25 protein-coding genes are annotated in these 26,998 nt (G+C 56.3%); 10 read left to right on the top strand and 15 right to left on the bottom strand.

Annotated elements, in window-relative coordinates; translation table 11 throughout:
- Nucleotides 1-147 precede the first annotated feature (147 nt).
- Together serA and rpiA are read right to left on the bottom strand one after the other, a co-directional pair.
- Nucleotides 148-1,380: a phosphoglycerate dehydrogenase gene (gene serA / locus ACL2XO_RS05775; RefSeq protein ID WP_132923370.1), complete on the bottom strand. Its 1,233-nt coding sequence runs from the start codon at nt 1,378-1,380 to the stop codon at nt 148-150.
- A gap of 335 nt (nt 1,381-1,715) precedes the next feature.
- Complete coding sequence (rpiA, locus tag ACL2XO_RS05770; RefSeq protein ID WP_203522767.1) at nt 1,716-2,372, bottom strand: ribose-5-phosphate isomerase RpiA; 657 nt, start codon at nt 2,370-2,372, stop codon at nt 1,716-1,718.
- A gap of 188 nt (nt 2,373-2,560) precedes the next feature.
- On the opposite strand from rpiA, the gene ACL2XO_RS05765 reads away from it, so the two are divergent.
- On the top strand, nt 2,561-3,454 hold the full coding sequence (locus ACL2XO_RS05765) for a LysR family transcriptional regulator ArgP (RefSeq protein WP_132923372.1): 894 nt from the start codon (nt 2,561-2,563) through the stop codon (nt 3,452-3,454).
- On the opposite strand, the gene ACL2XO_RS05760 is transcribed toward ACL2XO_RS05765, so the two are convergent.
- From ACL2XO_RS05760 to ACL2XO_RS05735, 6 genes are all read right to left on the bottom strand, one after another.
- A complete protein-coding gene (locus ACL2XO_RS05760) occupies nt 3,451-4,176 on the bottom strand; it encodes an oxidative stress defense protein (RefSeq protein WP_132923373.1) in 726 nt (241 codons plus the stop codon). The two genes, ACL2XO_RS05765 and ACL2XO_RS05760, sit on opposite strands and share 4 nt — an antisense overlap.
- Before the next feature lie 185 nt (nt 4,177-4,361).
- Entirely contained in the window at nt 4,362-5,006 is a 645-nt protein-coding gene (locus ACL2XO_RS05755) for a LysE family transporter (protein WP_203522768.1), read from the bottom strand.
- 364 nt (nt 5,007-5,370) lie between these two features.
- On the bottom strand, nt 5,371-6,288 hold the full coding sequence (gene mscS, locus ACL2XO_RS05750; protein ID WP_132923375.1) for a small-conductance mechanosensitive channel MscS: 918 nt from the start codon (nt 6,286-6,288) through the stop codon (nt 5,371-5,373).
- Nucleotides 6,289-6,494: 206 nt separating this feature from the next.
- Nucleotides 6,495-7,571, bottom strand: coding sequence for a class II fructose-bisphosphate aldolase (fbaA, locus tag ACL2XO_RS05745; RefSeq protein ID WP_132923376.1), 1,077 nt, complete (start codon nt 7,569-7,571; stop codon nt 6,495-6,497).
- Between the two features lie 120 nt (nt 7,572-7,691).
- The gene (gene pgk, locus ACL2XO_RS05740) at nt 7,692-8,855 is read right to left on the bottom strand and encodes a phosphoglycerate kinase (protein WP_132923377.1); all 1,164 of its coding nucleotides are present in this window, start codon (nt 8,853-8,855) and stop codon (nt 7,692-7,694) included.
- Between the two features lie 465 nt (nt 8,856-9,320).
- Nucleotides 9,321-9,680, bottom strand: coding sequence for a hypothetical protein (locus ACL2XO_RS05735; RefSeq protein ID WP_413726610.1), 360 nt, complete (start codon nt 9,678-9,680; stop codon nt 9,321-9,323).
- A gap of 16 nt (nt 9,681-9,696) precedes the next feature.
- On the opposite strand from ACL2XO_RS05735, the gene ACL2XO_RS05730 reads away from it, so the two are divergent.
- Nucleotides 9,697-10,452, top strand: a complete 756-nt coding sequence (locus tag ACL2XO_RS05730) for an SDR family oxidoreductase (protein WP_413742370.1) — start codon at nt 9,697-9,699, stop codon at nt 10,450-10,452.
- Between the two features lie 79 nt (nt 10,453-10,531).
- On the opposite strand, the gene tkt is transcribed toward ACL2XO_RS05730, so the two are convergent.
- The 4 genes from tkt to ACL2XO_RS05710 all read right to left on the bottom strand — a co-directional run bounded on the left by tkt (nt 10,532) and on the right by ACL2XO_RS05710 (nt 16,270).
- On the bottom strand, nt 10,532-12,526 hold the full coding sequence (gene tkt, locus ACL2XO_RS05725) for a transketolase (protein WP_413742369.1): 1,995 nt from the start codon (nt 12,524-12,526) through the stop codon (nt 10,532-10,534).
- 633 nt (nt 12,527-13,159) lie between these two features.
- Nucleotides 13,160-14,101: an agmatinase gene (gene speB / locus ACL2XO_RS05720; RefSeq protein ID WP_413742368.1), complete on the bottom strand. Its 942-nt coding sequence runs from the start codon at nt 14,099-14,101 to the stop codon at nt 13,160-13,162.
- Between the two features lie 23 nt (nt 14,102-14,124).
- Nucleotides 14,125-16,101: a biosynthetic arginine decarboxylase gene (speA, locus tag ACL2XO_RS05715; protein ID WP_132923381.1), complete on the bottom strand. Its 1,977-nt coding sequence runs from the start codon at nt 16,099-16,101 to the stop codon at nt 14,125-14,127.
- Entirely contained in the window at nt 16,094-16,270 is a 177-nt protein-coding gene (locus ACL2XO_RS05710; RefSeq protein ID WP_165934168.1) for a hypothetical protein, read from the bottom strand. The genes speA and ACL2XO_RS05710 overlap by 8 nt, the downstream gene beginning before the upstream one ends.
- A 689-nt stretch (nt 16,271-16,959) precedes the next feature.
- On the opposite strand from ACL2XO_RS05710, the gene metK reads away from it, so the two are divergent.
- From metK to ruvX, 8 genes are all read left to right on the top strand, one after another.
- A complete protein-coding gene (gene metK / locus ACL2XO_RS05705) occupies nt 16,960-18,114 on the top strand; it encodes a methionine adenosyltransferase (RefSeq protein ID WP_132923382.1) in 1,155 nt (384 codons plus the stop codon).
- 397 nt (nt 18,115-18,511) lie between these two features.
- A complete protein-coding gene (locus ACL2XO_RS05700) occupies nt 18,512-19,909 on the top strand; it encodes a sugar porter family MFS transporter (RefSeq protein ID WP_413742367.1) in 1,398 nt (465 codons plus the stop codon).
- A gap of 444 nt (nt 19,910-20,353) precedes the next feature.
- Nucleotides 20,354-20,860: a SprT family zinc-dependent metalloprotease gene (locus ACL2XO_RS05695; RefSeq protein ID WP_132923384.1), complete on the top strand. Its 507-nt coding sequence runs from the start codon at nt 20,354-20,356 to the stop codon at nt 20,858-20,860.
- Between the two features lie 128 nt (nt 20,861-20,988).
- Nucleotides 20,989-21,642 (top strand): deoxyribonuclease I, encoded by a 654-nt coding sequence (gene endA / locus ACL2XO_RS05690; protein WP_413743037.1) that lies wholly within the window; start codon nt 20,989-20,991, stop codon nt 21,640-21,642.
- Nucleotides 21,643-21,762: 120 nt separating this feature from the next.
- Nucleotides 21,763-22,494 carry a 16S rRNA (uracil(1498)-N(3))-methyltransferase gene (gene rsmE / locus ACL2XO_RS05685; RefSeq protein ID WP_132923386.1) on the top strand — a complete coding sequence of 244 codons (732 nt, stop codon included), beginning with the start codon at nt 21,763-21,765 and terminating at the stop codon, nt 22,492-22,494.
- Nucleotides 22,495-22,505: 11 nt separating this feature from the next.
- Nucleotides 22,506-23,462, top strand: coding sequence for a glutathione synthase (gshB, locus tag ACL2XO_RS05680; protein WP_413726602.1), 957 nt, complete (start codon nt 22,506-22,508; stop codon nt 23,460-23,462).
- A gap of 111 nt (nt 23,463-23,573) precedes the next feature.
- The gene (locus ACL2XO_RS05675) at nt 23,574-24,137 is read left to right on the top strand and encodes a YqgE/AlgH family protein (protein WP_132923387.1); all 564 of its coding nucleotides are present in this window, start codon (nt 23,574-23,576) and stop codon (nt 24,135-24,137) included.
- Nucleotides 24,137-24,580: a Holliday junction resolvase RuvX gene (ruvX, locus tag ACL2XO_RS05670; protein WP_132923388.1), complete on the top strand. Its 444-nt coding sequence runs from the start codon at nt 24,137-24,139 to the stop codon at nt 24,578-24,580. The genes ACL2XO_RS05675 and ruvX overlap by 1 nt, the downstream gene beginning before the upstream one ends.
- On the opposite strand, the gene rhaM is transcribed toward ruvX, so the two are convergent.
- From rhaM to ACL2XO_RS05655, 3 genes are read right to left on the bottom strand one after another with little or no spacing between them, the layout of a single operon-like run.
- The gene (gene rhaM / locus ACL2XO_RS05665; RefSeq protein ID WP_413742366.1) at nt 24,568-24,882 is read right to left on the bottom strand and encodes an L-rhamnose mutarotase; all 315 of its coding nucleotides are present in this window, start codon (nt 24,880-24,882) and stop codon (nt 24,568-24,570) included. The genes ruvX and rhaM overlap by 13 nt on opposite strands.
- On the bottom strand, nt 24,875-25,708 hold the full coding sequence (gene rhaD / locus ACL2XO_RS05660; protein WP_132923390.1) for a rhamnulose-1-phosphate aldolase: 834 nt from the start codon (nt 25,706-25,708) through the stop codon (nt 24,875-24,877). The genes rhaM and rhaD overlap by 8 nt, the downstream gene beginning before the upstream one ends.
- Before the next feature lie 12 nt (nt 25,709-25,720).
- A complete protein-coding gene (locus ACL2XO_RS05655; protein ID WP_132923391.1) occupies nt 25,721-26,977 on the bottom strand; it encodes an L-rhamnose isomerase in 1,257 nt (418 codons plus the stop codon).
- Nucleotides 26,978-26,998: the final 21 nt, after the last annotated feature.

Raw genomic sequence — 26,998 nt, 5'->3', positions numbered from 1 at the left:
CCGAGCGCCCCATGGCGCGGTAGGCCCGCAAACACCGGGAGTGCAGCGAACCTGTTAAAGGGAGACCGTACCAACGGGGATGCAGCGGCTATCTCGCAGCCGCCGCAGTCCCCCCAAGGCGCCGGCCCCCGCCCTGGGGCCAAAACCTCAGTACAGCAAACGCGCCCGGATCGTGCCGGGTATCGCCTTAAGCAATTGCAAAGCGGTATTTTCCGCATCGGTTTCCACGTCTATCACCACATAGCCGATATCCGCCGTGGTTTGCAGATACTGGGCGGCAATATTAATGCTCTGTTCGGCGAAAATCTGGTTTATACGGGTCAAAATACCGGGACGGTTCTCATGAATATGCAGCAGCCGGCTGACGTTTTCACCATGCTCCGGCAAAGAAACCTCCGGGAAATTCACCGCGGACAGAGTAGACCCGTTATCGGAATATTTCGCCAGCTTACCCGCCACCTCCGTACCGATATTCTCCTGCGCTTCCTGGGTCGACCCGCCGATATGCGGCGTCAGGATAACATTATCGAATTCGCACAGGGGCGAAACAAACGGATCGGTATTGGTGGCCGGTTCTTCAGGGAAAACGTCCACGGCGGCGCCGGCAAGATGTTTACTGGCCAGGGCATCGCACAGCGCCGGAATATCCACCACCGTACCGCGCGCGGCGTTGATAAACAGCGCGCCTTTTTTCATCTGGCCGAATTCCGCCGAGCTCATCATATTCCGAGTGGACTGGGTATCGGGCACATGCAGGGTCACCACATCGCTGAGGCCAAGCAATTCTGGCAGCGAATCCACCTGATGGGCATTGCCCAGCGGCAGCTTGCTCTCGATATCGTAAAAGTAAACCTGCATACCCAGGCCTTCCGCCAGGATACCCAATTGCGTACCGATATGGCCGTAACCGATGATGCCAAGCTTTTTGCCCCGGGCCTCGTAGCTGCCCTGGGCCTGCTTGTTCCACTGGCCGCGATGGGCTTTGGCATTGGCTTCCGGCACACCGCGGATCATCAGCAGCATCTCGCCGATGACCAGCTCGGCCACGGAACGTGTATTGGAAAAAGGCGCATTGAATACCGGCACGCCCCGTTTCAGCGCGGCCTTGAGATCAACCTGATTGGTGCCGATACAAAAACAGCCCACCGCCACCAATTTTTCCGCGGCGGCAAACACCTCTTCCGTCAGGTTGGTGCGGGATCGGATGCCGACGAAATGCGCATCGCGAATGGATGCCTTCAATGACTCGGTGTCCAATGCGCCTTTATGGTATTCGATATTGGTATAACCGGCATGCCGCAGATTATCGATGGCGGTCTGATGCACGCCCTCTACCAATAGAAATTTGATTTTGTCTTTTTCCAACGATACTTTCGCCATTTCCCGACCCTTTTTGATACTTCAGAAGCGGCTGCAAAACACAGCACCCGGACAAAATAACAAATATTGCCGCATCGGCAAGTTCATTGACCAAAGTCCGCCCAGCACAAGCGCCGAACATAAGTGATTGCTATGGATAATTCTTCTGGAGGGACAGGCATACGTCCTATATATGGCAGTTAAATGACTTAAATGTGATATTTATCACTGAATTTCAGATAAAGAATTAAAAAATGCTATGTAAACAAAATTAACACTTATCCGTCGCCCGCAGTCAGGCCGGCATCGGTAACAATATCCCTGCCCGGCCGGCCCGCTCATGGGAAATCCGCGGCTTATTCGATAACCTTGACGCCCTCCGGAGTGCCGATCAGCGCTACGTCAGCGCCGCGCCGCGCAAACAGCCCGACGGTAACCACCCCCGGCAGAGCGTTGATTTTATCTTCCAGCGCCACTGCATCCAATATTTGCAGGTTACGCACATCAAGAATGATATTGCCGTTATCGGTCACCACCCCCTGGCGATATTCGGGCAAACCGCCCAATTTCACCAGCTCACGGGCCACATACGCCCGCGCCATAGGGATCACTTCAACCGGCAGGGGAAATCTTCCCAATACGTCTACCTGTTTGGACGCGTCGGCAATGCAGATAAAACGGCGCGCCACGGCGGAGATGATTTTTTCACGGGTCAACGCCGCGCCGCCGCCTTTAATCATCTGCATATGGCTGTTGATCTCATCCGCCCCGTCGACATAGATATCCAGCGAATCCACGCTGTTTAAATCAAGCAAAGGGATCCCCAGCGCTTTCAATTTCGCCGACGAAGCCTCGGAGCTGGATACCGCCCCGTCTATCTGGTGTTTCATGGTGCCCAGAGCGTCAATAAAATGCGCGGCGGTGGTACCGGTGCCGACCCCGACGATGGTACCGGGTTGAACATATTTCAATGCCGCCCAGCCTACCGCTTTTTTAAGTTCATCCTGCGTCATGGCATGTTTTTCCTATGGAAATCCAACTTGCCGGTATTATAAAGCAATATCCGGCCAAAAAGCTTGAATTCCGCCGCAACCGTACGCGCCCGGACCACTCCACCCTCATCCATAAGATTTTAAGACCTTACCGGGGCAAAACTATGGCATAGTGCAGGGATACACCGACGTTAGGGGACGAAGATTGAATGAAACGCCCGGACTATCGAACGCTGCAGGCGCTCGACGCCGTGATACGTGAACGAGGTTTTGAACGTGCCGCGCAGAAACTCTGTATAACGCAATCCGCGGTATCGCAACGCATAAAACAGTTGGAAAATCTTTTCGGCCAGCCGCTGCTGGTACGTACCGTCCCGCCCCGGCCGACGGAACAGGGCCAAAAGCTGCTGGCATTATTGCATCAGGTGGAGTTGCTGGAAGATGAATGGCTCGGCACCGATAACGGCAGCGATACTCCCCTGTTGTTATCCCTGGCGGTCAATGCCGACAGCCTAGCCACCTGGCTGCTGCCGGCGCTGAAACCGGTACTGACCGATTCGCCCATCCGGCTTAATTTGCAGGTTGAGGATGAAACCCGCACCCAGGAGCGCCTTCGGCGCGGTGAAGTGGTGGGGGCGGTGAGTATCCAGCCCCAGCCCCTGCCCAGCTGCCTGGTGGATCAACTGGGCGCCCTGGATTACCTGTTCGTGGCATCAAAACCTTTTGCCGACCGCTACTTTCCGAACGGCGTCACCCGCAGCGCGCTGCTGAAAGCGCCGGCGGTGGCGTTCGATCATCTTGACGACATGCATCAGGCGTTTTTACAGCAGAATTTCGATCTGCCGCCGGGCAGCGTGCCCTGCCATATCGTCAACTCATCGGAAGCGTTTGTGCAGCTGGCTCGCCAGGGCACCACCTGTTGCATGATCCCCCATTTGCAAATCGAAAGAGAGCTGGACAGCGGCGAGCTGATTGATCTTACGCCAGGGCTGTTCCAGCGCCGGATGCTGTTCTGGCATCGTTTTGCGCCGGAAAGCCGGATGATGCGTAAAGTGACCGATGCCTTGCTTTCCCACGGCCGCCAGGCTTTGCGCCAGGTTTAAGGCTGAGGCCGCAGTTCAAATACCACGTCGACCTGATCGTCGAAACGAATGGTCTGCTGCGCATAGGTTTGCGCGGCATCGGTTTGCGCCATGGCGTCATTGGCTTTGAACATCCGGGCTACCGGAACCGGCTGATAGTTGGCCACGTGGTAACGGATACTGTAAATCGGTCCCAGCTGGGCCTTGAAGCCTTCCGCCAGCGCACGGGCCTGGGAGGAGGCATTTTCCATAGCCTGGCTGCGCGCCTTGTCGCGATAGACGTCCGGATTGGCCACGCCCAGTTCCACCGCCCTGATTTCGTTCAGGCCGGATTTCAGCGCGCCGTCCAATAGTTCATTGAGTTTATCAAGCTGCCGCAGCGTAACCTGGACCTGGCGCACCGCGCGGTAGCCTTTCAGCACCGATTCGCCGGTTTTCAGGAAGTCATATTCCGGCTGGGTGCGCAGATTGGCGGCATTGATGTCTTTCTTCTCTACGCCGTTTTTAGCCAGAAAATCAAAGTATTGCGCAACGCGCGCGTCCGCCTGTTTCTTGGCGTCGCCGGCGTCCTTGGACGAAATGGAGACTTCAATGGTCAGGGTGGCGATGTCCGGCACCACCTCCACGCTTGCGGCGCCGGAGGTGATGACGTGCGGCCCGGCGGGCAGCTCCGCGGCCGGCGCCTGGGTGGATAACGCCCCCCACCCCAATATGGCGGCTAATGCTAATGCCTTGACCTTCATGGTACCTCCCGTCGAGTTGGATTGCAGATATACTCATCCTGATGCAGCATATCATTACCGAATTTCATCTTATGGCTATGTTATTTGCAGTTATTTACCGTTTGGTTATGCTGCATCGGCAGATTAACGCGCCGTGCGTCCGGTAAAATATAGGAGGAGTCTTCAAACGGGGCATTTGCGGTAAGCTATTGTAAATGCGTCATCAGCAACGACAGCGGCCAGGACTGACGCGCCAGTTTCAGCGCCACCATCCACATCACCATTCCCACGAACAGCTGGATGCCCCTTTGTACCGGCGGCCGGTTCAGCCAGGGGGAAAGCCGTGCCGACAGCAGGGCCAGTCCGTAAAACCACACCACCGAGGCGCCGATGGAGCCGGCGGCAAAGAAGCGTCGCGCCAACGGATCTAACTGACCGCCGAGGCTGCCCAGCACTACCAGGGTATCAAGATAGACATGGGGATTGAGCCAGGTCACCGCCAGCATGGTCATCACCACCCGGCCTCGGCTGGCGGGGAGCATACCGGCCCGGTCCGCCATCGCCTCGTCGCCGCGCCAGGCATGCCTGACGGCGTTAAATCCATACCAGGAGAGAAACGCCACCCCCGCCAGGGTGACGGCTTGCAGCAGTACGGGCGAGCGCGACAGCAGCGCGCTGCCGCCAAACACGCCCGCCGAGATAAGCACCATATCGCTGAGCAGGCACAGAGAAGCAATCAACAGATGATATTGCCGGCGGATGCCCTGATTCATGACCAGTACGTTCTGCGGTCCAAGCGGGACAATGGTCGCCATGCCGAGGGCGAACCCTTGGAACAGTACAGTCCACATGCCGTATTCCTTTTGTTATGCAATAGAAAATACCGGCAGTGTAATGAAAAGCCATCATCAGTTGAAATGGAAATTTCTAATTAATAATTAGCAAAACTAATAATTGGCGTTTGGCCCGAGGCAGCGGGCCGGGCTGCCATGGGTAGATGCCATCTTCAATGTGGCCTCCCTTTAACACGTTTGCTGCACGTTCGGTGATAGTGGGCCTACCGAGCCATGGGGCGCTCTGGCGGGCGGGGAAACCACGCCCGCTTCGACCCCATTGGCGCGGTCCCCCTTTAACAGGTTCGTTGCACGTTGGGTGCTCGCCCTTTGACACGCGATCCCTTACGCATACTCGGTTCAAAATTCGAGGATGTCGGGACTAGCCTGCCGTGGGCCCCTCCGCCGCCGGGGCCGGCTTTTTGGACTCATCCTCGTTGGCGGCGGTCTGCGGTTTGGGGGTGCGATACATATGCACATCCATTTGCGGATAGGGTATGCCGATTTGGCGTTCATCAAACGCGTGTTTGAACCGTTCCAGCCAGTCGAAGGTGACGTTTTGCAGGTCGCCGCTCTTGACCCAGGCCCGTACCATAAAATCCAGTGACGATGCTCCCAGGTTGTTGAGCCCCACGGTAATGCCCATATTTTTCAGTACGCGGCTGTCCGCCTTGATAATGTCAGTGATCACGGATTTAACCGTGTTGATATCGGCGTCGTAGCTGACGCTGATGGTGAGATTCACCAGCCGGTTGGGCTCGCGGGAAAAATTGGTGATATTGCCTGCCAGGATTTTGCCGTTGGGCACCACGATCATTAAGCCGTCGTAGGTGCGCAGGGTGGTGGAAAAAATCTGCACGATCAGCACCGTGCCCGCGGTTCCGCCGAAATCCACATACTCGCCGGCGCGGAAAGGCCGGAATGTCACCAGCAGCACGCCGGCGGCAAAATTGGCCAGCGAACCTTGCAGGGCCAAACCTACCGCCAGGCCGGCAGCGCCGATGACCGCGATAACCGACGCGGTCTGAACGCCCACCCGGCCCAGCGCGGCAATCACCGTAAAGATAATGACGCCATAACGGATGATGGACGACAGGAAGTCCGCCACCGTGATATCGATATGGCGGGATCGCATAAGCTGATTGATGGTGCGGGAAATCACTCGGGCGATGAGGATCCCTGCAAAGAGAATCACCAGCGCGGCCACGATATTCACTGCGTAAGAAAGCAGTAACTGCTCGTTATTAACCAGCCAGTTGCCGGCATGGTCGATTTTATCGACGACGTTTAGGTCTTCCATTCTATTATCCTACCCTCTGGTGTAAGGCGAAAAAAAACCGGCCGGCCATACCTGCCGACAACAACGGAGTTTCTTAAGCGTAACCAATAATCGTTTTCGACGCCAATCAACGGCTGAAAAAAGGGCAGGAATATTCCTATAATTCATTATGTTAAAGGCCTCCGGTTTGGAGGCCTTTTATCACAACGTCTTTTGCAGAACGGAAATTACAATACGTCGACAGCGTTCAGTTCATGGAACGCCAGCTCAAGACGGGCAGCCATGGACGCTTGGCCGGCACGCAGCCAGGCGCGGGGATCGTAGTATTTCTTGTTCGGTTTATCTTCGCCTTCGGGGTTGCCCAACTGCGATTCCAGATAACCGGCATTTTTGTGGTAATACTTCAAAATACCTTCCCAGGTTGCCCATTGGGTATCGGTATCGATGTTCATTTTAACCACGCCGTAGCTTACCGCTTCCTTGATTTCTTCCGGAGTGGAGCCCGAACCGCCGTGGAACACCAGGTTCAGGGAATTGGCCGGCAAACCGTATTTTTCGGAAACGAATTTCTGCGAGTTATCCAGGATTTTCGGGGTAAGCTTCACGTTGCCCGGCTTGTATACGCCATGAACGTTACCGAAGGAGGCGGCGATGGTGAAACGTGGGCTGATGGCATTCAGCTTTTCATAGGCATAGGCCACGTCTTCCGGCTGGGTATAGAGTGAAGAGTTGTCCAGATGGCTGTTATCCACGCCGTCTTCTTCACCGCCGGTACAACCCAGTTCAATTTCCAGGGTCATGTTCATCTTAGCCATGCGTGCCAGGTACTTGCTGCAAATGGCGACGTTTTCTTCCAGCGACTCTTCCGACAGGTCGATCATGTGGGATGAGAACAGCGGCTTACCGGTCTTGGCAAAATGTTTTTCGCCGGCATCAAGCAGGCCGTCAAGCCACGGCAGCAGTTTTTTAGCGCAATGGTCGGTGTGCAGGATAACCGGCACGCCGTAGTGTTCGGCCATATGATGCACATGCAGCGCACCGGAAATAGCGCCCAATACGGACGGCGTCTGGCCTTCGGCCTTCAGGCCTTTGCCGGCGATGAATGCCGCGCCGCCATTGGAGAACTGAACGATGACCGGAGCGCGCACTTTCGCGGCGGCTTCCAGCACGGCGTTAATTGAATCGGTACCTACACAGTTAGCGGCGGGCAGAGCAAAGTGGTTTTCCTTCGCTACGGCAAATACTTTCTGTACATCGTCACCGGTGATAACACCTGGTTTTACAATATCGAAAATCTTAGACATATTGCTTTGTCCTGTTTTGTAGGCCATTAAAAAAGAGGGATTGGACACCGTTGCCCCGTACAGACTTCGCAACGGCGAAAGCGCGCGCCGATAATGGCGCGCGCCCGGCTTGCTGTCGCGTTACTGTTTGGCTCGCTCTTCAAGCATCACCACGGCAGGCAGTTTTTTACCTTCCACAAACTCCAGGAAAGCGCCGCCGCCGGTGGAAATATAGGAAATTTGATCGGCAATGCCGAAAAGATCGATGGCCGCCAGGGTGTCGCCGCCGCCGGCAATGGAGAACGCTTCGCTTTCGGCGATGGCCTTGGCGACGATTTCGGTACCTTTACGGAAATTAGGGAATTCGAATACGCCCACCGGACCATTCCAAAGAATGGTCTTGGCTTTTTTCAGGATTTCCGCCAGTTGTGCGGCGGAAGCATCGCCGATATCGAGCACCTGTTCATTGTCTTTGATATCGCTGGCCGACTTCAGGGTCGCCGCGGCGGTTTCAGAGAATTCAGTGGCGACGCGCACGTCGGCGGGCACCGGGATTTCACAGGTTTGCAGCAGGCGTTTGGCTTCGGGGATCAAATCGGCTTCGTACAAGGATTTGCCGACATTGTGTCCCTGGGCGGCAATAAAGGTATTGGCGATACCGCCGCCGACAATGAGCTGGTCGGCAATCTTGGACAGCGAATCCAGCACGGTCAGCTTGGTGGAGACCTTGGAACCGCCGACGATGGCAACCATCGGACGCGCCGGGTTGCCCAGGGCTTTGCCCAGGGCTTCCAGTTCATTGGACAGCAGCGGGCCGGCACAGGCTACCGGGGCAAACTTGCCGACGCCGTGAGTGGAAGCCTGGGCGCGATGGGCAGTACCAAAGGCATCCATAACATAGACGTCGCACAGGGCGGCATATTTTTTCGACAGGGTTTCGTCGTCTTTCTTTTCGCCTTTATTGAAGCGGACATTTTCCAGCACCACCAGCTCACCGGCAGCCACGTCCACGCCGTCCAGATAATCCTTGGCCAGACGAACCGGCGACGACAGCTTGTCCTTCAGATAATTGACCACCGGCAGCAAAGAGTATTCTTCATTATATTCGCCTTCGGTCGGACGGCCGAGATGGGACGTCACCATTACATGCGCGCCCTGTTTCAACGCGGCTTCAATGGTAGGCAATGAAGCGCGGATGCGCGCATCGGACGTTACTTTGCCGTCTTTAACCGGAACGTTCAGATCCGAGCGGATGAGTACTCGTTTACCAGCAAGATCCAGATCAGTCATCTTAATTACAGCCATGGTGAACCCTCTTGTTTGATTCTTGTAAAGTTGCCTGGGCGGCGGGAAGACGGGTTGCCGTCCGCCGGCCTGGAAGCTGCTTACGGTCTACGCCCGTCGGAAGAGTGCCCGGACGGCGGTGCCGCGCTTTTATATATGTCCCGCTCTTGTTTTATCACCGGGGTTTTTAACATACCGGCCTGGAGGAATCGTTGCTTGTCGTGCTCACGTGTCCCGCGGTAGGCCGCCGTCCGTCCGGACGAGGATAATGTTGAAAAACGATCGTGACGGTAGAGCATGTTATACAGTCAACTATACCACTAAATGCGTCCCATGCCGCTTTTTGCGAAAATTCAAGCCCGACGGACGGCTGTTAAAAAGACCGCTGAACAAGGGACTGCTCGGATGGTGACAACGTTGACGGTTCCGATTATAAACGGTCATCCACATGAACAAAAGCGCGCTCATATGGTTGACTGAAACGCTTCAGCTAGAATAATCAAAAAAAGAGCGCAGCGGAATTATTTTGGCAAATATGTGATGAAGATCCGCTTTCGCTGGATAAAACGGTGTTTTTTTGCACAAATAGTCACGAAAAATCAGACTTAAGCCAAACGAGCGGGACGCGGTCACCATTGCCGTCTGTTTTACAGGAGAGGTCCCATTCTCAGAGGCTTGGCAAGGCCTTTTTGGGAAAATCCCGTTTGGAAAATATTGACGATGCCAATGCAGCCACGCAATAATCGTTTCTGCAGTTGCCCGCAGGGCGCTGTCGTAGGCGTTACCGTCATCCAACGCGTCCTTTGTCGAGAGGATCCCAGCAGGGAGTGTCTCGAAGTCCATCATAAAGGAGCAGCGAACCATGAAAATGACCGGCAACACTATCCTCATCACCGGCGGTACCAGCGGCATCGGCCGGGCGCTCGCCGAAGCTTTCCACGACCGCGGCAATCGGGTTGTCATCGCAGGGCGAAGGCAGTCCCTGCTTGATGAAATAACGGCAAGCCGGCCTGGCCTGATTGGAATGACGCTCGATCTCAACGACCCGGCCTCATTGTCTCAATTTGCCGGCGACGTGCGCGCGCGTTTTCCAGAACTGAACGTGCTTATCGCCAACGCCGGTATTTCTCGGGCAGAGGACATGACCGCGGATGGCTGGGATGTTTGTGCCGCCCAGGCGATAGTGGAGACGAACATCCTGGGAGTGCTGCGCGTGACCGCGGCTTTCCTGCCGGTGCTGCAAGGGCGGCCGGACGCGGCAATCATGGCGACCAGTTCCAACCTGGCTTTCGTACCCCGGGCCGATTTTCCGAGTTATTGCGCCAGCAAGGCATTCCTGCACTCCTGGCTTCAATCGCTGCGCCATCAGTTGCGTCATGTTCCCGTCGAGGTGCTTGAACTGGCGCCGCCCTACGTACAGACGGAACTCACGGGCGAACAGCAGGCCTCCGACCCGCGCGCGGTTCCGCTCGCGGCATACGTGGCGGAGGTTATGCAGTTGCTGGCGGCGGGGGATCACCCCGGCGGCGAAGTGCTGGTGGAGCACGACAGAACCCGGCGCTGGGCCGAGCGGGATGGTCGCTATGACGCCATATTCGCCGCCATGAACCCACGCTAAAACCAGCCGAAGATTTGCCTCCGTTCCGGGCGTACCATAAAAAAGGCACCCGAGGGTGCCTTGAAAGATTTTATTGAATTTACGCCAGCAGCGTGCGCGCCTTATCCAATACATTTTCGGCGGTGAAACCGAACAGTTTGAACAGTTCTTCGGCCGGAGCCGATTCGCCGAAACCGGTCATGCCGATGATTGCCCCGTTCAGGCCAACGTATTTGTACCAGTAATCCGCGATACCCGCTTCAACGGCCAGACGCGTCGACACCGCTTTCGGCAGTACCGCTTCGCGATAGGCCGCATCCTGCAAATCGAACACCTCAGGCGAGGGCAATGATACCAGCCGGACCTTGCGGCCTTCCCCACTGAGTTTTTCCCACGCGGTTACCGCCAGCGCCACTTCCGAACCGGTGGCGATAATAATCAGCTCAGGCGTACCGTCGGTATCTTTCAGGATATAGCCGCCGCGGGCGATATCGGCCAACTGTTGCGGCGTACGCTGCTGCTGCGCCAGATTCTGCCGGGATAACACCAGGGTGCTCGGGCCATGGGCATGTTCTATGGCCTGCTGCCAGGCCACGGCGGATTCCACCTGATCGCAGGGCCGCCAGGTGCGCATGTTCGGCGTCAGGCGCAGGCTGGCCAGCTGTTCCACCGGCTGGTGGGTTGGTCCGTCTTCCCCCAGGCCGATTGAGTCATGGGTATAGACGTAGATGGAGCGGATTTTCATCAATGCCGCCATGCGCACCGCGTTACGGGCATACTCCACAAACATCAGAAAGGTGGCGGTATAGGGTATAAAACCGCCGTGCACGGCGATACCGTTGGCGATGGCGGTCATGCCGAACTCGCGCACGCCATAGTGGATATAGTTGCCTGCCTGGTTGTCGCCAAGAGAAACCGACTTCGACCAAATGGTGAGATTGCTGGGGGCCAGGTCGGCGGAGCCGCCCAAAAATTCAGGCAATAGCGGCCCAAAGGCTTCCAGGGCGTTTTGCGATGCCTTGCGGCTGGCGATGCTGGCCGGATTGGCCTGGAGCTTTTCGATGTAGGCTTGGCTTTGCTGCCGCCAATCGGCGGGCAGACGGCCTTCGATGCGGCGTTTGAATTCCGTCGCCAGTTCCGGGTAGGCTTTTTCGTAAGCGGCGAATTTTTCGTTCCAGGCGGCTTCACGGGCGGCGCCGGCGGACTTGGCGTCCCAGGCGTCGTAAATTTCCTGCGGGATGACGAACGGCGCTTCGTTCCAGTCCAGCTGCTTGCGGGTGGCGGCCACTTCGGCATCACCCAGCGGCGCGCCGTGGGCGTCATGGGAACCGGCCTTGTTCGGCGAACCGAAGCCAATCACCGTTTTGCACATCAGCAGCGAGGGCCGATCGGTAACGGCTTTGGCCTGTTCAATGGCGGCCTTGATGGCTTCGCTGTCATGCCCGTCTACGCCGCGCACCACGTGCCAGCCGTAGGCTTCAAACCGTTTGGCGGTGTCGTCGCTGAACCAGCCTTCCACATGCCCGTCGATGGAGATGCCGTTGTCGTCGTAAAACGCCGTCAGCTTACCCAGCTTCATGGTGCCGGCTAATGAGCAGACTTCGTGGGAAATCCCTTCCATCATGCAGCCGTCGCCCATAAACACATAGGTGTGGTGATCGACGATGTCATGGCCCGCACGGTTGAACTGCGCCGCCAGGGTACGTTCGGCAATGGCCATGCCCACGGCGTTGGCAATGCCCTGCCCCAGGGGTCCTGTGGTGGTTTCAACCCCATCGGTGTAGCCGTATTCCGGGTGTCCGGGGGTTTTGGAATGCAGTTGGCGGAAGTTTTGCAGTTCGGACATCGGCAGGTTATAGCCGGTGAGATGCAGCAGGCTGTACAGCAGCATGGAGCCATGGCCGTTGGACAGGACAAAGCGATCGCGGCCGGCCCATTTCGGGTTGGACGGATTGTGCTGCAGATAGTCTCGCCACAGGACTTCGGCGATGTCGGCCATGCCCATGGGGGCGCCGGGATGGCCGGATTTAGCTTTTTGCACAGCATCCATGCTCAAAGCGCGAATGGCGTTCGCCAATGTTTTACGGGGTGTCATTTTTATACTCCAGTTCGGATTGAATAGTGTCTCGTTGACCAAGCTATATGAAAATCAATCACTTAACTTCAGAGACTAAGAAAGAAAATATCGCTAAATGTAACCTAAATTGGTAATAAATGTATATGCAGGAATGCGCGAAATATGAGGTGAGATTCAGGCGGAGGGGTGTTCGAGCCGCCGGGGGCGGGTAATGGCGGGTGGTTTCCGGCAGGATGGGCGCTGATGTTACGCTGGGTTGCAGCTTCAGTGATAGCAGGCTTACCGTGCCATGGCGCGGTCTCCCTTTTACAAGTCAGGTTGAAGCTTCAGTGGTAGCGGGCCTACCGTGCCATGGCGCGGTCTCCCTTTTACAAGTCAGGTTGAAGCTTCAGTGGTAGCGGGCCTACCGTGCCATGGTGCGCTCCGGCGGCCACAAGATGGCCGCTTCGACACCATTGGCGCGGTCTCCCTTTAACACGCCGGGTTGCAGCTTCAGCGATAGGGGGTCTACCGTGCCATGGTGCGGTCTCCCTTTTACACGCCGGGTTGAAGCTTCAGTGGTAGCGGGCCTACCGTGCCATGGTGCGCTCCGGCGGCCACAGGATGGCCGCTTCGGCACCATTGGCGCGGTCTCCCTTTAACACGCCCGGTTTAGCTTTCGGTGTTTGGGGAGTTATCAGGCTTTTTTGCGCCTTGGATATAGAGCATTTCCAGGGCCAGAGTGGCGGCGGCCAGGGCGGTGATTTGCGCGTGGTCGTAGGACGGCGCCACTTCCACCAGATCCATGCCGACGATATTCAGCGACTGCAGGCCGCGCACCAGCTTTAAGGCCCGATCGGTGCTGAGTCCGCCGATCACCGGCGTGCCGGTACCCGGCGCATGGGCCGGATCCAGGCAATCGATATCAAATGTCAGGTAAACCGGCAAATCGCCGACAATGCCTTTTACCTGGGCAATGATATCTTCCACGCGGCGATCGTTAACCTGCGCCGCGTCCAGCACGGTGAAGCCGTTATCGCGATCGTATTCGGTGCGAATGCCGATCTGCACCGAGTGCAGCGGGTCGATCAACCCCTCGTTAGGGGCGTGGAAGAACATGGTGCCGTGATCGAATTTGCTGCCGTTGGCATAGGTATCGGTATGGGCGTCGAAATGCACCAGCGCCATTTTGCCAAATTGCCTGGCATGGGCGCGCAGCAGTGGAAGCGTGACAAAATGATCGCCGCCGAACGATAACAGCCGTTTGCCCGCGGCCAGCAGGCGTTCCGCATGTTGTTGCAATTTGTCGCTGAAATCCTGGGCATCGCCGAACTCAAATACCAGGTCGCCGCAATCCACTACCTTCAGGCGCTGGCGGACATCAAAATTCCAGGGCCAGCGGCAGCCTTCCCAGGCCAGGTTGGTGGAGACCTGGCGAATAGCCGCCGGACCGTGCCGGCTGCCGGAACGTCCGCTGGTGGCCATATCGAAAGGTATACCGGTGATAACCCAATCGGCATCGCTGTCGTAGGGGTTGAATTCCAGCGGCAGCCGCAGAAAACCGAACGCATTGGAAACCAGGGAGTTATCGTATTGATGGCCCAGGGTGCTCATGTTTGTTCCTTCGTTATTCATCATTATTCATCTTCGAGATAGGTGTAACCATAAAGCCCGGCCTCGAACTCTTCGAGGAATTCCGCCTGCAGCGCCGGATCAAGATCGGTCTCTTTGACCTGATCGCGGAAGCGGGCGAGCAGTACATCCGGCTCAAGCTGTACATATTGCAGCATATCGGCCACGGAATCCCCTTCATCGGATTCATTGAGCTCCACGCTGCCGTCTTTAAAGACAAACACGTCCACCGCCGCGGTATCGCCGAACAGATTATGCATATTGCCGAGGATTTCCTGATAGGCGCCCACCATGAAGAATCCCAGCAACGGCGGGTTATCCACATCATAAGGAGGCATCGGCATGGTGGTGGCGATGCCGTCGCCGTCGATGTAGTGATCGATGGTGCCGTCGGAATCGCAGGTGATGTCCAGCAGCACGGCGCGGCCTTCGGGGGGTTTGTCCAATCCCTCCAGCGGCAGCACCGGGAAGAGCTGATCGATGCCCCAGGCGTCCGGCATTGACTGGAACAGCGAGAAGTTCACATACAGCTTATCCGCCATGCGCTCCTGCAGTTCGTCGATAATCGGGCGATGGGCGCGGTTGCTGGGATCAAGCTGTACCTGGATCATGCGGCAAATATTCAGATAGAGCTGCTCCGCCCAGGCCCGCTGGGTCAGATCCAGCATGCCGTGGGTATATTGGGTATGGACATCGTGCAGATCCATCTGGCTGTCGTGCAGCCATTCGCGCAGAGAGCGCCGATTAAGGGGTTCCTGCATTTCCTGCCAGGTCTGCCACAGGCTTTCCAGCGCGCGCGGCGCGTCTTCATCCGGCGGGTTCGGCTCGCTGAACTCATTACGCTCGACGCCGATGATATTCGATACCAGCACCGTATGATGGGCGGTGACCGCCCGGCCGGATTCGGTAATCACCGTGGGATGGGGCAGATCGAATTCGTTACAGGCGTCGCCGATGCCCCAAATCACATTGTTGGCATATTCATTGAGACCGTAGTTGGCGGAGCAGTCCGATTGGGAACGGGTGCCTTCGTAATCCACGCCCAGCCCGCCGCCCACGTCGAAACATTCGATGTTGACCCCCAGCCGGTGGAGTTCCACATAAAACCGCGCCGATTCACGCACGCCGGAAGCAATATCGCGGATGTTGGACAATTGTGACCCGAGATGGAAATGCAGCAGTTGCAGGCTGTCGAGGCGGCCTTTGCTGCGCAGGAGTTCCACCAGTTGCAGTACCTGGACCGCCGCCAGTCCGAATTTGGATTTTTCGCCGCCGCTGGATTGCCATTTGCCGGAGCCCTGCGACGCCAGGCGGGCGCGCACGCCCAGACGGGGCACCACGTTCAGCCGCTCGGCCTCTTCCAGTACCAGTTTGATTTCGCTAAGCTTTTCAATCACCAGATAGACTTTGTGACCCAGCTTCTCGCCAATCAATGCCAGGCGGATGTACTCGCGATCCTTATAACCATTACAGACAATCACGGTCCGGGTCATGCCGGCATGGGCCAATACCGCCATTAATTCCGCCTTGGAGCCCGCTTCAAGACCCAGGGGCTCGCCGGAATTGATCAGGGATTCGATGACCCGACGATGCTGGTTCACCTTAATCGGATAAACCAGGAAATAACCGCCTTGGTAACCGAATGATTCCCGGGCGCGCTTGAAGGCGCCGTTGATGGAACGCAGCCGGTGCTGAAGGATTTGTGGAAAGCAAAACAGCGCCGGCAGCCGCTGGCCGTCGTTTTGCCGCTCTTTGACCAATTCGGCCAAATCCACGCGCGCTTCGGGGAAATCCGGATCGGGGCATACGCTGATATGGCCCAGTTCGTTGACATCAAAGTAATTGTTGCCCCAGTAAGCGACATTGTAGGTGCGCATCATTTTACTGGCATCGCTGTCATTCATGGCGACCTCCTGCATGGAACGCAAAGTATCATGGTGGCCGGTACGGTGAGGCCCTTGGTGTTTTTGATCATCAAACATGATGTTGCTCTCTCCCACGGTTCACGTTGATGATCCCGTGCACCGTTTTTACAGCGTAAAAACCACCGACGGTGGCATGGTTAAGCGTGCGCCCACAGGCCGCCAACAGCAATAAACGCCGCCGGATGCAGCAGGCATCCGGTACATCGGTACCATAATTGTAAAACACCTTGATGAACTCCGTGCTACGGGACAGAAGAAACCCATTAAAAATGGGCCGCATGAAATGCCTGGCGCTGCCGGCTCAGTTGCCGGCGGATGAACTGCCGGTTCCGGCGGCCGGCGTCAGGCCGAAGTATCGGTAACATCGGCGAGAAACTGGGAATGACGCGGAATAAGTATAGGTTACCGGGCATGCGAGACAGCGGAGAATAGGGTCGGTGACGACCGATGAAGTGCGGATCATTAACTGTGTCACCCCCGGGCTGGCGCATCCGGCGGCGCGGGAGCCGGTCCGGTGCAGATAAAAAGTTACAAGATGTAAACGAAGGCCATTCACATCGCGCTCTATGTATGTGCGCGCGAATTTATACAGCCAACGCCCTTAAAATGCAAAATGAAAATCATGACAAAGCATTTTCAGCGGGTGAATCGTTGCCATTAGCCCCTGACGGACACATTTCAGAAGAAAAATTGCTGGCGTTTAGACGCCTGGGTGTCCTAGAATAGCCATCCAGAAGTTAATCCATCCATGTATTGGGGTATGACCGATTAACTCAGCGACTCACTGCTTAATGCTATTAATCCGCGGGACGTTGCAGGACGCGTAATGCCATCAGAGGAAAATCGCTTTTCCCGGTGGTTTATCCACAGCGCTACGCAGTCATTTCTAACCCGTATTCTAAGGTAAAGAGACCGATGGCTAAACACCTATTTACGTCCGAATCCGTTTCAGAAGGACATCCTGATAAAATCGCGGATCAAATTTCCGATGCCGTGCTTGATGCGATCCTGGCACAGGATCCCAAAGCCCGCGTGGCCTGCGAGACCTATGTGAAAACCGGCATGGTGCTGGTCGGCGGCGAAATCACCACCAGCGCCTGGGTGGATATCGAAGAGTTAACCCGCAGGACCATTCGCGAAATCGGTTATATCAATTCGGAAATGGGTTTTGACGCCAACTCGTGCGCGGTGCTCAGCGCTATCGGCAAACAGTCCCCCGATATCAATCAGGGCGTGGACCGTACCGATCCGCTGGAACAGGGCGCCGGGGACCAGGGCCTGATGTTCGGTTATGCCACCAACGAAACCGACGTATTGATGCCCGCCCCGATTACCTACGCCCACCGCCTGGTTTCACGCCAGTCGCAGGTGCGGAAAAACGGCACCCTGCCCTGGCTGCGTCCAGATGCCAAAAGCCAGGTCACCTTTGCCTACGATAATGATAAAGTCGTCGGTATCGATACCGTGGTGCTCTCCACCCAGCATTCCGATGACATCTCGCTGGCGGATCTCCATGAAGGCGTGATGGAAGAGATCATCAAGCCGGTGCTGCCCGCCGAATGGCTCTCTCCCGCCACCAAATATTTCATCAATCCCACCGGCCGTTTTGTTATCGGCGGCCCGATGGGAGACTGCGGTCTGACGGGACGTAAAATCATCGTCGATACCTACGGCGGCATGGCTCGCCATGGCGGCGGCGCATTTTCCGGCAAGGATCCGTCCAAGGTGGACCGTTCCGCCGCCTATGCCGCCCGCTACGTTGCCAAGAATATCGTCGCCGCGGGCCTGGCCAGCCGCTGTGAAATCCAGGTGTCTTATGCCATCGGCGTGGCGGAACCGACATCCATCTCCATCGAGACATTCGGCACCGGTAAAATAGCCGATGATAAATTGATCCCGCTGGTGCGCGAATTCTTCGATCTGCGTCCGTACGGCTTGATCACCATGCTGGATTTGTTGCAGCCTATTTACCGCGAAACCGCCGCTTATGGGCATTTCGGCCGCGAACATTTCCCGTGGGAAAAAACCGATAAGGCGCATTTGCTGCGCGACGCCGCCGGTTTAAAATAAACGGTAAATTCATCCTTTAAAGCAAAAAATTTTTCTTCGGCTACACTCAACAGCGACGATCTTCTTGATCGTCGTTTTTTTATGTGTTTTATTGAAACCGGTTACACCTTCTCATTTTCATAAATTTCATTCGGTTAACCTCCAATTAGCATAGTAAATTTTTTGCCTACCGCTTCGTTTTCAGCTATAGCTTATTGATACCGGGATACGGTTTTGCCAACGGCAAAATGACGCGCTTTTAAAAAGTTTTTAACCGCCGTCTTAGGCATAAATGCTTTCTAAACAAAAATATGTGAGTGTAATCGATTACATAGTTGTGATCTGGCGCACATAATGCCCACAGGCATTTGCCTAACATACATAATTATTAATTTTTGAAGTTATTAGGGAGGTACTTATGAGTACTGCCAAACATAGGTCAGGCAGCTCTAATGCTCGCATAACCTTTTTCGTCTGTTTTATGGCCGCCCTTGCCGGCTTGCTTTTTGGCTTGGATATCGGCGTGATTGCCGGTGCGTTGCCCTTCCTGTCGAAAGATTTCCAAATCACCCCCCATGAACAGGAATGGGTGGTCAGTTCAATGATGTTCGGCGCGGCGGTGGGCGCGGTAGGCGCCGGTTGGCTGTCAGCGAAACTCGGCCGTAAATACAGTCTGCTGATTGGCGCGCTCCTGTTTGTCATCGGCTCGTTATGCTCCGCGTTTACGCCAAGCGTTGAACTGCTGATCGTCGCCAGGGTTATCCTCGGCCTGGCGGTAGGTGTCGCCTCTTACACCGCCCCGTTATACCTATCGGAAATCGCGCCGGAAAAAATTCGCGGCAGCATGATTTCCATGTATCAATTGATGATTACCATCGGCATCCTGGCGGCCTATTTATCCGATACCGGCTTTAGCTACAGCGGATCCTGGCGCTGGATGCTGGGGGTGATAACCATCCCGGCGGTTTTGCTGTTCATCGGCGTTCTGTTCCTGCCGGGCAGCCCGCGCTGGCTGGCGGCGCGAGGGCGTTTCATGGAAGCGCAGAAAGTTCTGGATATGCTGCGGGATACCTCGGCGCAGGCCAAAAAGGAACTGGATGAAATCCGCGAAAGCCTGAAGATCAAACAAAGCGGCTGGGCACTGTTTACCAGCAACGGCAACTTCCGCCGTGTAGTTTATCTGGGCATCTTGCTGCAGGTAATGCAGCAGTTCACCGGCATGAACGTCATCATGTATTATGCGCCGAAGATTTTCGGCATCGCCGGTTTCTCCGGTACCGCCGATCAAATGTGGGGAACGGTCATTGTCGGTTTGGTGAACGTACTGGCCACCTTTATCGCCATCGGCCTGGTGGATCGCTGGGGCCGCAAACCCACCCTCAAGCTGGGCTTCCTGGTCATGGCCGTCGGCATGGGCGTATTGGGTACGCTGCTGCATATCGGCGTCGAAACCGACTTTAGAAAATATTTCGCCATTGTCATGCTGATGATGTTTATCGTCGGTTTCGCCATGAGCGCCGGTCCGCTGATTTGGGTACTGTGTTCCGAAATACAGCCGCTCAAAGGCCGTGATTTCGGCATCACGGTCTCCACCGCCACCAACTGGATCGCCAACATGATAGTCGGCGCCACTTTCCTGACCATGCTGGATAAATTGGGCAACGCCAACACCTTCTGGGTCTACGGCGGCCTGAACGTCCTGTTTATCCTCCTGACCTACTGGCTGATACCGGAAACCAAAAACATCTCCCTCGAACATATCGAACGGAACCTGATGACCGGCAAATCCCTGCGTGAGATCGGCGATCGCGCCTAACAAACAGAGCGCTTTCACCGAACGTGACAACGCGCCTGTCAAAGTGAGCGCGTGTTAAAGGGAAACCGCGAGCATCGGGCATACAGCGAGCGTGTTAAGGGAAACCGTGCTGATGGGGTCGAATCGGGCATGGTTTTCCTGCCCGACCGAGCGCCCCACAGCGCGGTAAGCCCGCTATCACCTGACGTGCAGCAAACGTGTTAAAGGGAAACCGCGAGCATCGGGCATGCAGCGAGCGTGTTAAGGGAAACCGTGCTGATGGGGTCAAATCGGGCATGGTTTTCCTGCCCGACCGAGCGCCCCACAGCGCGGTAAGCCCGCTATCACCTGACGTGCAGCAAACGTGTTAAAGGGAAACCGCGCCAACAGTCCGAAGCGGCCGGCCCGCCGCCATCGGGCCCCCCCCACTTGCCACCGGCCCCAAAGCTGGTTTATCTTGCTCTCATGAAACCGATCCGCATCCCCATAGCCCTTCAGCAAGCCGTCATGCAGTGCTTGCGCGAAAACCTGCGCCTGGCCGGCCAATATTTTAACTGCGATTTCCCTGAACCGACGCTAACCTATCGGCAACGAGGCACATCGGCGGGCACCGCCTGGCTGGAAAAATGGGAAATCCGCATCAATCCGGTCCTCCTCCTGGCCAACCAGGCCAGCTTTATTGAAGAAGTCGTTCCCCATGAACTGGCGCATTTACTGGTATTCCGCCAGTTTGGCCGCGTAGCGCCTCACGGCAAGGAATGGCGCTGGATGATGTCCGAAGTCCTAAAGTCCGATCCCCGCCGCACCCATGAGTTCGACCTTGCCACGGTACGTACCCATACCTACCCATACGCGTGCGGATGCCGGCGCCATGATTTAACCATCCGCCGACATAATCGCATCCGCCGGGGCGAAGCCCAATATCGCTGCCGCCAGTGCGGCAATATCCTCCATTACGATGAAAATGCCTGACCCCCTCCGATTTGCCTACAGCCGCGAGATTCGCTACCCTGCGTTTTTCCTTTTGTTGAATAACCGTTATGCCAAATAAAACGCTCCGGGCTCTTTTACTTTCCTTACTCTGTTCCCTCACACTGCTGATGCCCGCCCTCGCACCGGCCAAAGGAATCAATAACTTCAGCCAGGCCAAGGCGGCGGCGGTCAAAATCAATCAGGACGCCCCGGGCAGCTTTTACTGCGGCTGTAAAATCACCTGGCAAGGTAAAAAAGGCATCCCGGACCTGGCTTCCTGCGGTTACCAAATTCGCAAAAGCGCCCTGCGCGCCAACCGTATCGAATGGGAGCATGTGGTACCGGCCTGGGAGTTCGGACATCAGCGGCAATGCTGGCAAAACGGCGGCCGCAAACATTGCGCCGAAGACGCCGGCTACCGGCAAATGGAAAATGATTTGCACAATCTGCAGCCCGCCGTCGGCGAAATCAACGGCGACCGGGAAAACTTCCAGTACGGTCAATGGAACGGCGGTGAAGGACAATACGGCCAATGCGCCATGAAAATCGATTTCCAAAATAAGCTGGCGGAGCCGCCGGCCCGCGCACGGGGCACCATTGCCCGCACCTATTTTTATATGCGCGATCGCTATCGCTTGCACCTGTCGAGCCAGCAAACCCAGCTGTTCGAGGCCTGGGACCGGCTTTATCCGGTCACGCCCTGGGAATGCCAACGCGACAGGCGCATCGAGGCGGTGCAAGGGAATGCCAATCCTTATGTTCAGCGGGCTTGCCAGTCATAAAACCCCTGACCTACTATAAGACAACCCGACGCGCGGCCAAACGGCGCCGGAAAGCGACTCCAGGCTGCGTAACCGCGACGCGCAGCGGGTATTTTCGACTCCAGGAAAAACGATAACAGCATGCGTATACCGCGTATCTATCATGCCGGGCCGCTCCCGGCCGAGGGCAGCGTGAAGCTCAGCGAGGATGCCACCCACCACCTGACCCGGGTGCTGCGCCTGTCCGAAGGACAGCCCCTGCATCTTTTTGACGGCAGCAATCATGTCTTCGATGCCCGGATTACCGTGGCGGACAAAAAAAACGTCGTGGCTCAGGTCCATGCCGTACGGCCCCAGGACTGCGAATCGCCGCTACACCTGCATTTGGGCCAGGTGATGTCCCGGGGCGAAAAAATGGAGTTCACCATCCAGAAATCCATCGAGTTGGGAGTGAATGTCATTACCCCATTGTTTTCAGAACGCTGCGGCATCAAGCTGGAAGGAGAGCGCCTGGCAAAAAAGATCCAGCAGTGGCGGAAAATCGCTATCGGCGCCTGTGAACAATGCGGCCGCAACGCCTTGCCGCAGATCCGCGACGCCATGAATCTCGACGATTGGTGCGCGGAACATGAACCGGGACTGAAACTCAATCTGCATCCGCGGGCCCGGCACAGCATTAATACCCTGCCGCTGCCGGTGGAACGGGTGCGGTTGCTCATCGGTCCGGAAGGAGGCTTGTCCTCCGAAGAAATTGCCATGACCTCCAGCCACGGATTTACCGAAATCCAGCTGGGGCCCCGAGTTTTGCGCACAGAAACCACAGCGCTCACCGCCATTACGGCTTTACAGGTTCGTTTCGGTGATCTGGGTTAAAGGAGAAATCAATGATAAAGATCGGCATTGTTATGGACCCCATTTCGTCCATCAACATCAAGAAAGATACCAGTTTCGCCATGCTGCTCGAAGCGCAACGCCGCGGCTGGCAGATTCATTACATGGAAATGAGTTCGCTCTACCTGCGCGGCGGCGAAGCCAGGGCCACCACCCGGCTGCTGGCGGTAAAGCAGGATTATGACGACTGGTATAGTTTTCATGAGGAGCAGGATATAGAACTGGGCTCCCTCGACGTCATCCTGATGCGCAAGGATCCGCCGTTCGACACCGAATTCATCTATGCGACCTATATCCTGGAACGGGCCGAAGATAAAGGCGCCCTGATTGTCAACAAGCCCCAAAGCCTGCGCGATTGCAATGAAAAGCTGTTTACCGCCTGGTTTGCCCACCATACCCCCGATACGCTGGTGAGCCGCCGGGACGATCATATCCGCGCTTTTTGGCACCAGCATGGGGACATCATTCTCAAACCCCTGGATGGCATGGGCGGCACCTCCATATTCCGGGTGAAACCCGAAGATCCCAACCTCTCGGTAATCATCGAAACCCTCACCGGTTACGGCCGGCATTTTTGCATGGCGCAAAATTTCCTGCCGGCCATCAAGGATGGCGATAAACGGGTCTTGGTGGTAGACGGCGAACCGGTGCCTTACTGCCTGGCACGCATCCCCAAAACCGGTGAAACCCGCGGCAATCTGGCGGCGGGCGGCCGTGGCGAAGCCCGAGCGCTGACGGAAAGCGATTGGAAAATCGCCCGCGACGTTGGCCCGATATTAAAAGAAAAAGGCCTGATTTTTGTCGGTCTGGACATTATCGGCGACAAGCTGACGGAGATAAACGTCACCAGTCCCACCTGCGTGCGGGAAATCGAAGCCGCATTTCCCATCTCCATCACCGGCATGCTGTTAGACGCCATTGAAAAAAGATTAGCCCAGGGAAAAAACTGATTTGTGGCTGGTCGCAAGAGGATTTACCTTGCGGCCAGTGACTTATTCACCGTTTACCCGCATACTTGCTCTTCGCCTATTTATTAAACTCTTTATATAAAAAAAGTCAGAATGAATTTACAGCATCACTTCCTTATCGCCATGCCCTCACTCCAGGATCCGTTATTTAAGCGCTCGGTAATCTATATCTGCGAACATAACGATGAGGGGGCCATGGGATTGATCATCAATAAGCCGGTGGAGCAATTCACAGTAGAAAGTGTGCTCCTCAAGCTGAAAATCATGCCGGTAGAGAGAGACCCTGCCATCCGGCTGGATAAGCCGGTATTTGCCGGCGGTCCGCTGGCGGACGATCGGGGGTTTATCCTCCACACGCCTAAAGAAGGATTCGGCTCCAGCATCGCTATTTCCGAAGAAACCATGATCACCACATCCAAAGACGTACTGGAAACCCTTGGAACGGCCCAACAGCCGCAGGACGTCCTGGTGGCGCTGGGCTACGCCGGTTGGGAAAAAGGGCAGTTGGAAGATGAGCTGCTGGAAAACGCCTGGTTGACTATTCCCGCCGACAGCGAAATCCTGTTTCGCACCCCCATCGCGTCCCGCTGGCGCGACGCGGCGCGCAAATTAGGTATCGATATGCATAATATCGCCAACGAAGCAGGCCATGCATAATGTCCAATCGCACTATGATGGCGTTTGATTTCGGTACCAAAAGCATCGGTGTGGCCATCGGCCAGGAGATTACCTGTACCGCGCGGCCATTAACGGCGTTCAAGGCGCAGGAAGGCGTTCCCGACTGGTTGCAGGTGGAAAAATTATTGCATGAGTGGCAACCGGATCTGGTGGTGGTAGGACTGCCATTGAATATGGACGGCAGCGAACAGCCCCTCACCCTGCGGGCGCGCAAGTTCGCCAACCGTCTGCACGGCCGTTTCGGCTACGAGGTCGTGCTGCACGATGAACGGCTGAGCACCGTGGAAGCCCGCGCCGGTTTATTCGAACGCGGGGGATTCCGTGCCTTGAGCAAGGGCCGGGTCGATGCCGGCTCGGCGGTCATTATCCTGGAAAGCTACTTTGAACAGCAGATGACCGGGAACACGCCTCACTCCAGATAAAACACCGCTTTCAATTCGGTGCTCACCGGGCTGTTATCCTCGTTGGACGGCATTACGGCGGTCATGTATTTCCACCAGCGCCGGCATACGTCGGTTTGCGCCACCGCATTCCAGCGCTCCTCGGATTCCATTTCAACATAGGCAAACAGCAGGTGGCGTTCTTCATCCATAAAAATGCTGTAGTGATGTGCGCCGTGGGCCTTGAGGGTTTGCGCCAGCTCCGGCCAGATGGGATTGTGGCGGTGGCGGTACTCCTCATGGGCCTCGGGATTCACCTGCATGACGAAAGCCTTTCTAATCATTTTGCACGTCCAGCGCCGCCGCCATCGGCGTCACCCCGAACCGGCGGCCCAAGGCAATCAGTTCCTCCCGGCTGATAGTCTGTTTTTTCCCGCCCATGGAGCGGACCTTAACCATGATTTCCGCCGACTTTTCCGCGGTGTCGATAAGACCGAAGGCATCATCAAGGGTTGGGCCGCTGGCAAAAATACCGTGGAACGGCCATAAAACCAGCGGATGGGATTCCATCTGTTCAGCGGTGGCCGCGCCGATGCCGTCGGTGCCCGGCACCATCCAGGGCACGATGCCCACGCCGTCCGGGAACACCACCAGACATTCGGTGCTGCCTTCCCACAGCTCGCGGGTAAAGCGGGCGCTATCCAGATCAAGCACGTAGCTCAGGGCAATAAGATTGGTGGCGTGGCAATGCATAATGACCCGGTTGCTATCCTTCGTCACCTGCTTGCGCACCACATGGGACTGGAAATGAGACGCCAGTTCGGAGGTGGGCAGACCGCCGGCGGTCAGACCCCAGAGAATACTGTAGCCGTTTCCTTCGGCATTGACTTGCAGTAGCACCAGATTATCCGACGGGGATAATTGCACATTGCGGAAAAACTTTCCCGAACCGGTAACCAAAAAATAGGAATTGGCTAATTCCGGCACCCCCTGGGTCAAGGATTCGGTACGGGGCTGGGGGCTGAATTCCGCACGGTACGGAGCGACATCCTCCGGCGTCAGACGCAGGCTGACGTTACCGCCATTGCGCTCATCCCAACCTTTAAGCCACATGTCGGTGGTGGCTTTGACCATTCCCTGTACGAACCAGGAAGAAAGTATGGTTTGCATAACTCATTATCCTCAGCGTTTGCTTGATACGGAACTTTCATATTCACGAACCACCCGCAGCCAATCGCCGCCGACCGGTACATCGTGAAGTTGACAATATTTATCCCACACCGCCTGCCAGGGCAGTGATTTGGTCTCTTCCAGCAACGCCAGGCGCGCGGTGTAATCTCCTTGCTGCTCCAATTCACGCAGTTGCCCCGTGGGCTCCACAAGAGCCCGCAGAAGCGCTTTTTTCATATTGCGGGTACCGATGACCCAAGCGGCGATGCGGTTAATGGACGCATCAAAAAAATCCAGTCCGATATGCACGCGATCAAACAAATCATGGCGGATGATTTCATTGGCGATGGCCTGGGTCTCATCGTCCAGCAATACCACATGATCGCTGTCCCAGCGCACCGGCCGGCTGACGTGCAGCAGCAGCCGGGGCACAAACAGCATGGCGCTGGAGATCTTGTCGGAAATAACCTCGGTGGGATGGAAATGGCCGGCATCCAGACAAAGGGCGATACCGCGGCTGCTGGCGTAACCCAGGCAGAATTCACTGGATCCCACGGTATAGCTTTCGGCGCCGATGCCGAACAGTTTGCTTTCGACGGCGTCGATATGGTGGCGGCTATCCAGCTTTTCGGCTATCACCTCGTCCAGTGCGGCCATAAAGCGCTGCCGGGGCGCCAGCCGGTCGATGGTGACGTCCTTCATCCCGTCCGGGACCCAGATATTCATCACCGACGGCGTACCCAGTTCGCGGCCAAAGTAGGCGGATATCCGGCGGCTGGCCTGGCAGTGTTCAATCCAGAAGCGGCGGATGCCTGCATCGGCATGGGACAGGGTAAAGCCATCGGCGCTGAGGGGGTGTGAAAAACAGGTAGGATTGAAGTCCAGGCCCAAATCGTGATTACGCGCCCAGTCCACCCAGCCGGCGAAGTGCTTCGGCTCGATTTCATTACGCTCAACCCGACCCTCGGCCTCCAGATAAATGGCGTGGAGATTCAGCCGCTTCGGGCCGGGAATCAACTGGAAAGCCAGCTCCAAATCCCCACGCAGCTCACGGACATTACGCGCTTTGCCGGGGTAATTGCCGGTGGCCTGAATGCCGCCGGTCAGCGATCCGGTGGGGTTCTCGAAACCGGCCACATCGTCACCCTGCCAGCAGTGCATTGAAACCGGCAAGGTATCCAGCAATGTCAAGGCTGCGTCAACGTCGACATTAATATCCGCATAACGCTGCCTTGCCAATTGCCAGGCATTTTCAATGGATTGACTCATAATAAGCTTCCTCTGTCAGAT

The sequence above is a fragment of the Sodalis sp. RH15 genome, assembly GCF_047324255.1.
Classification (GTDB): domain Bacteria; phylum Pseudomonadota; class Gammaproteobacteria; order Enterobacterales; family Enterobacteriaceae; genus Acerihabitans; species Acerihabitans ligni.
This window is presented reverse-complemented; position numbering and strand designations above follow the sequence as displayed.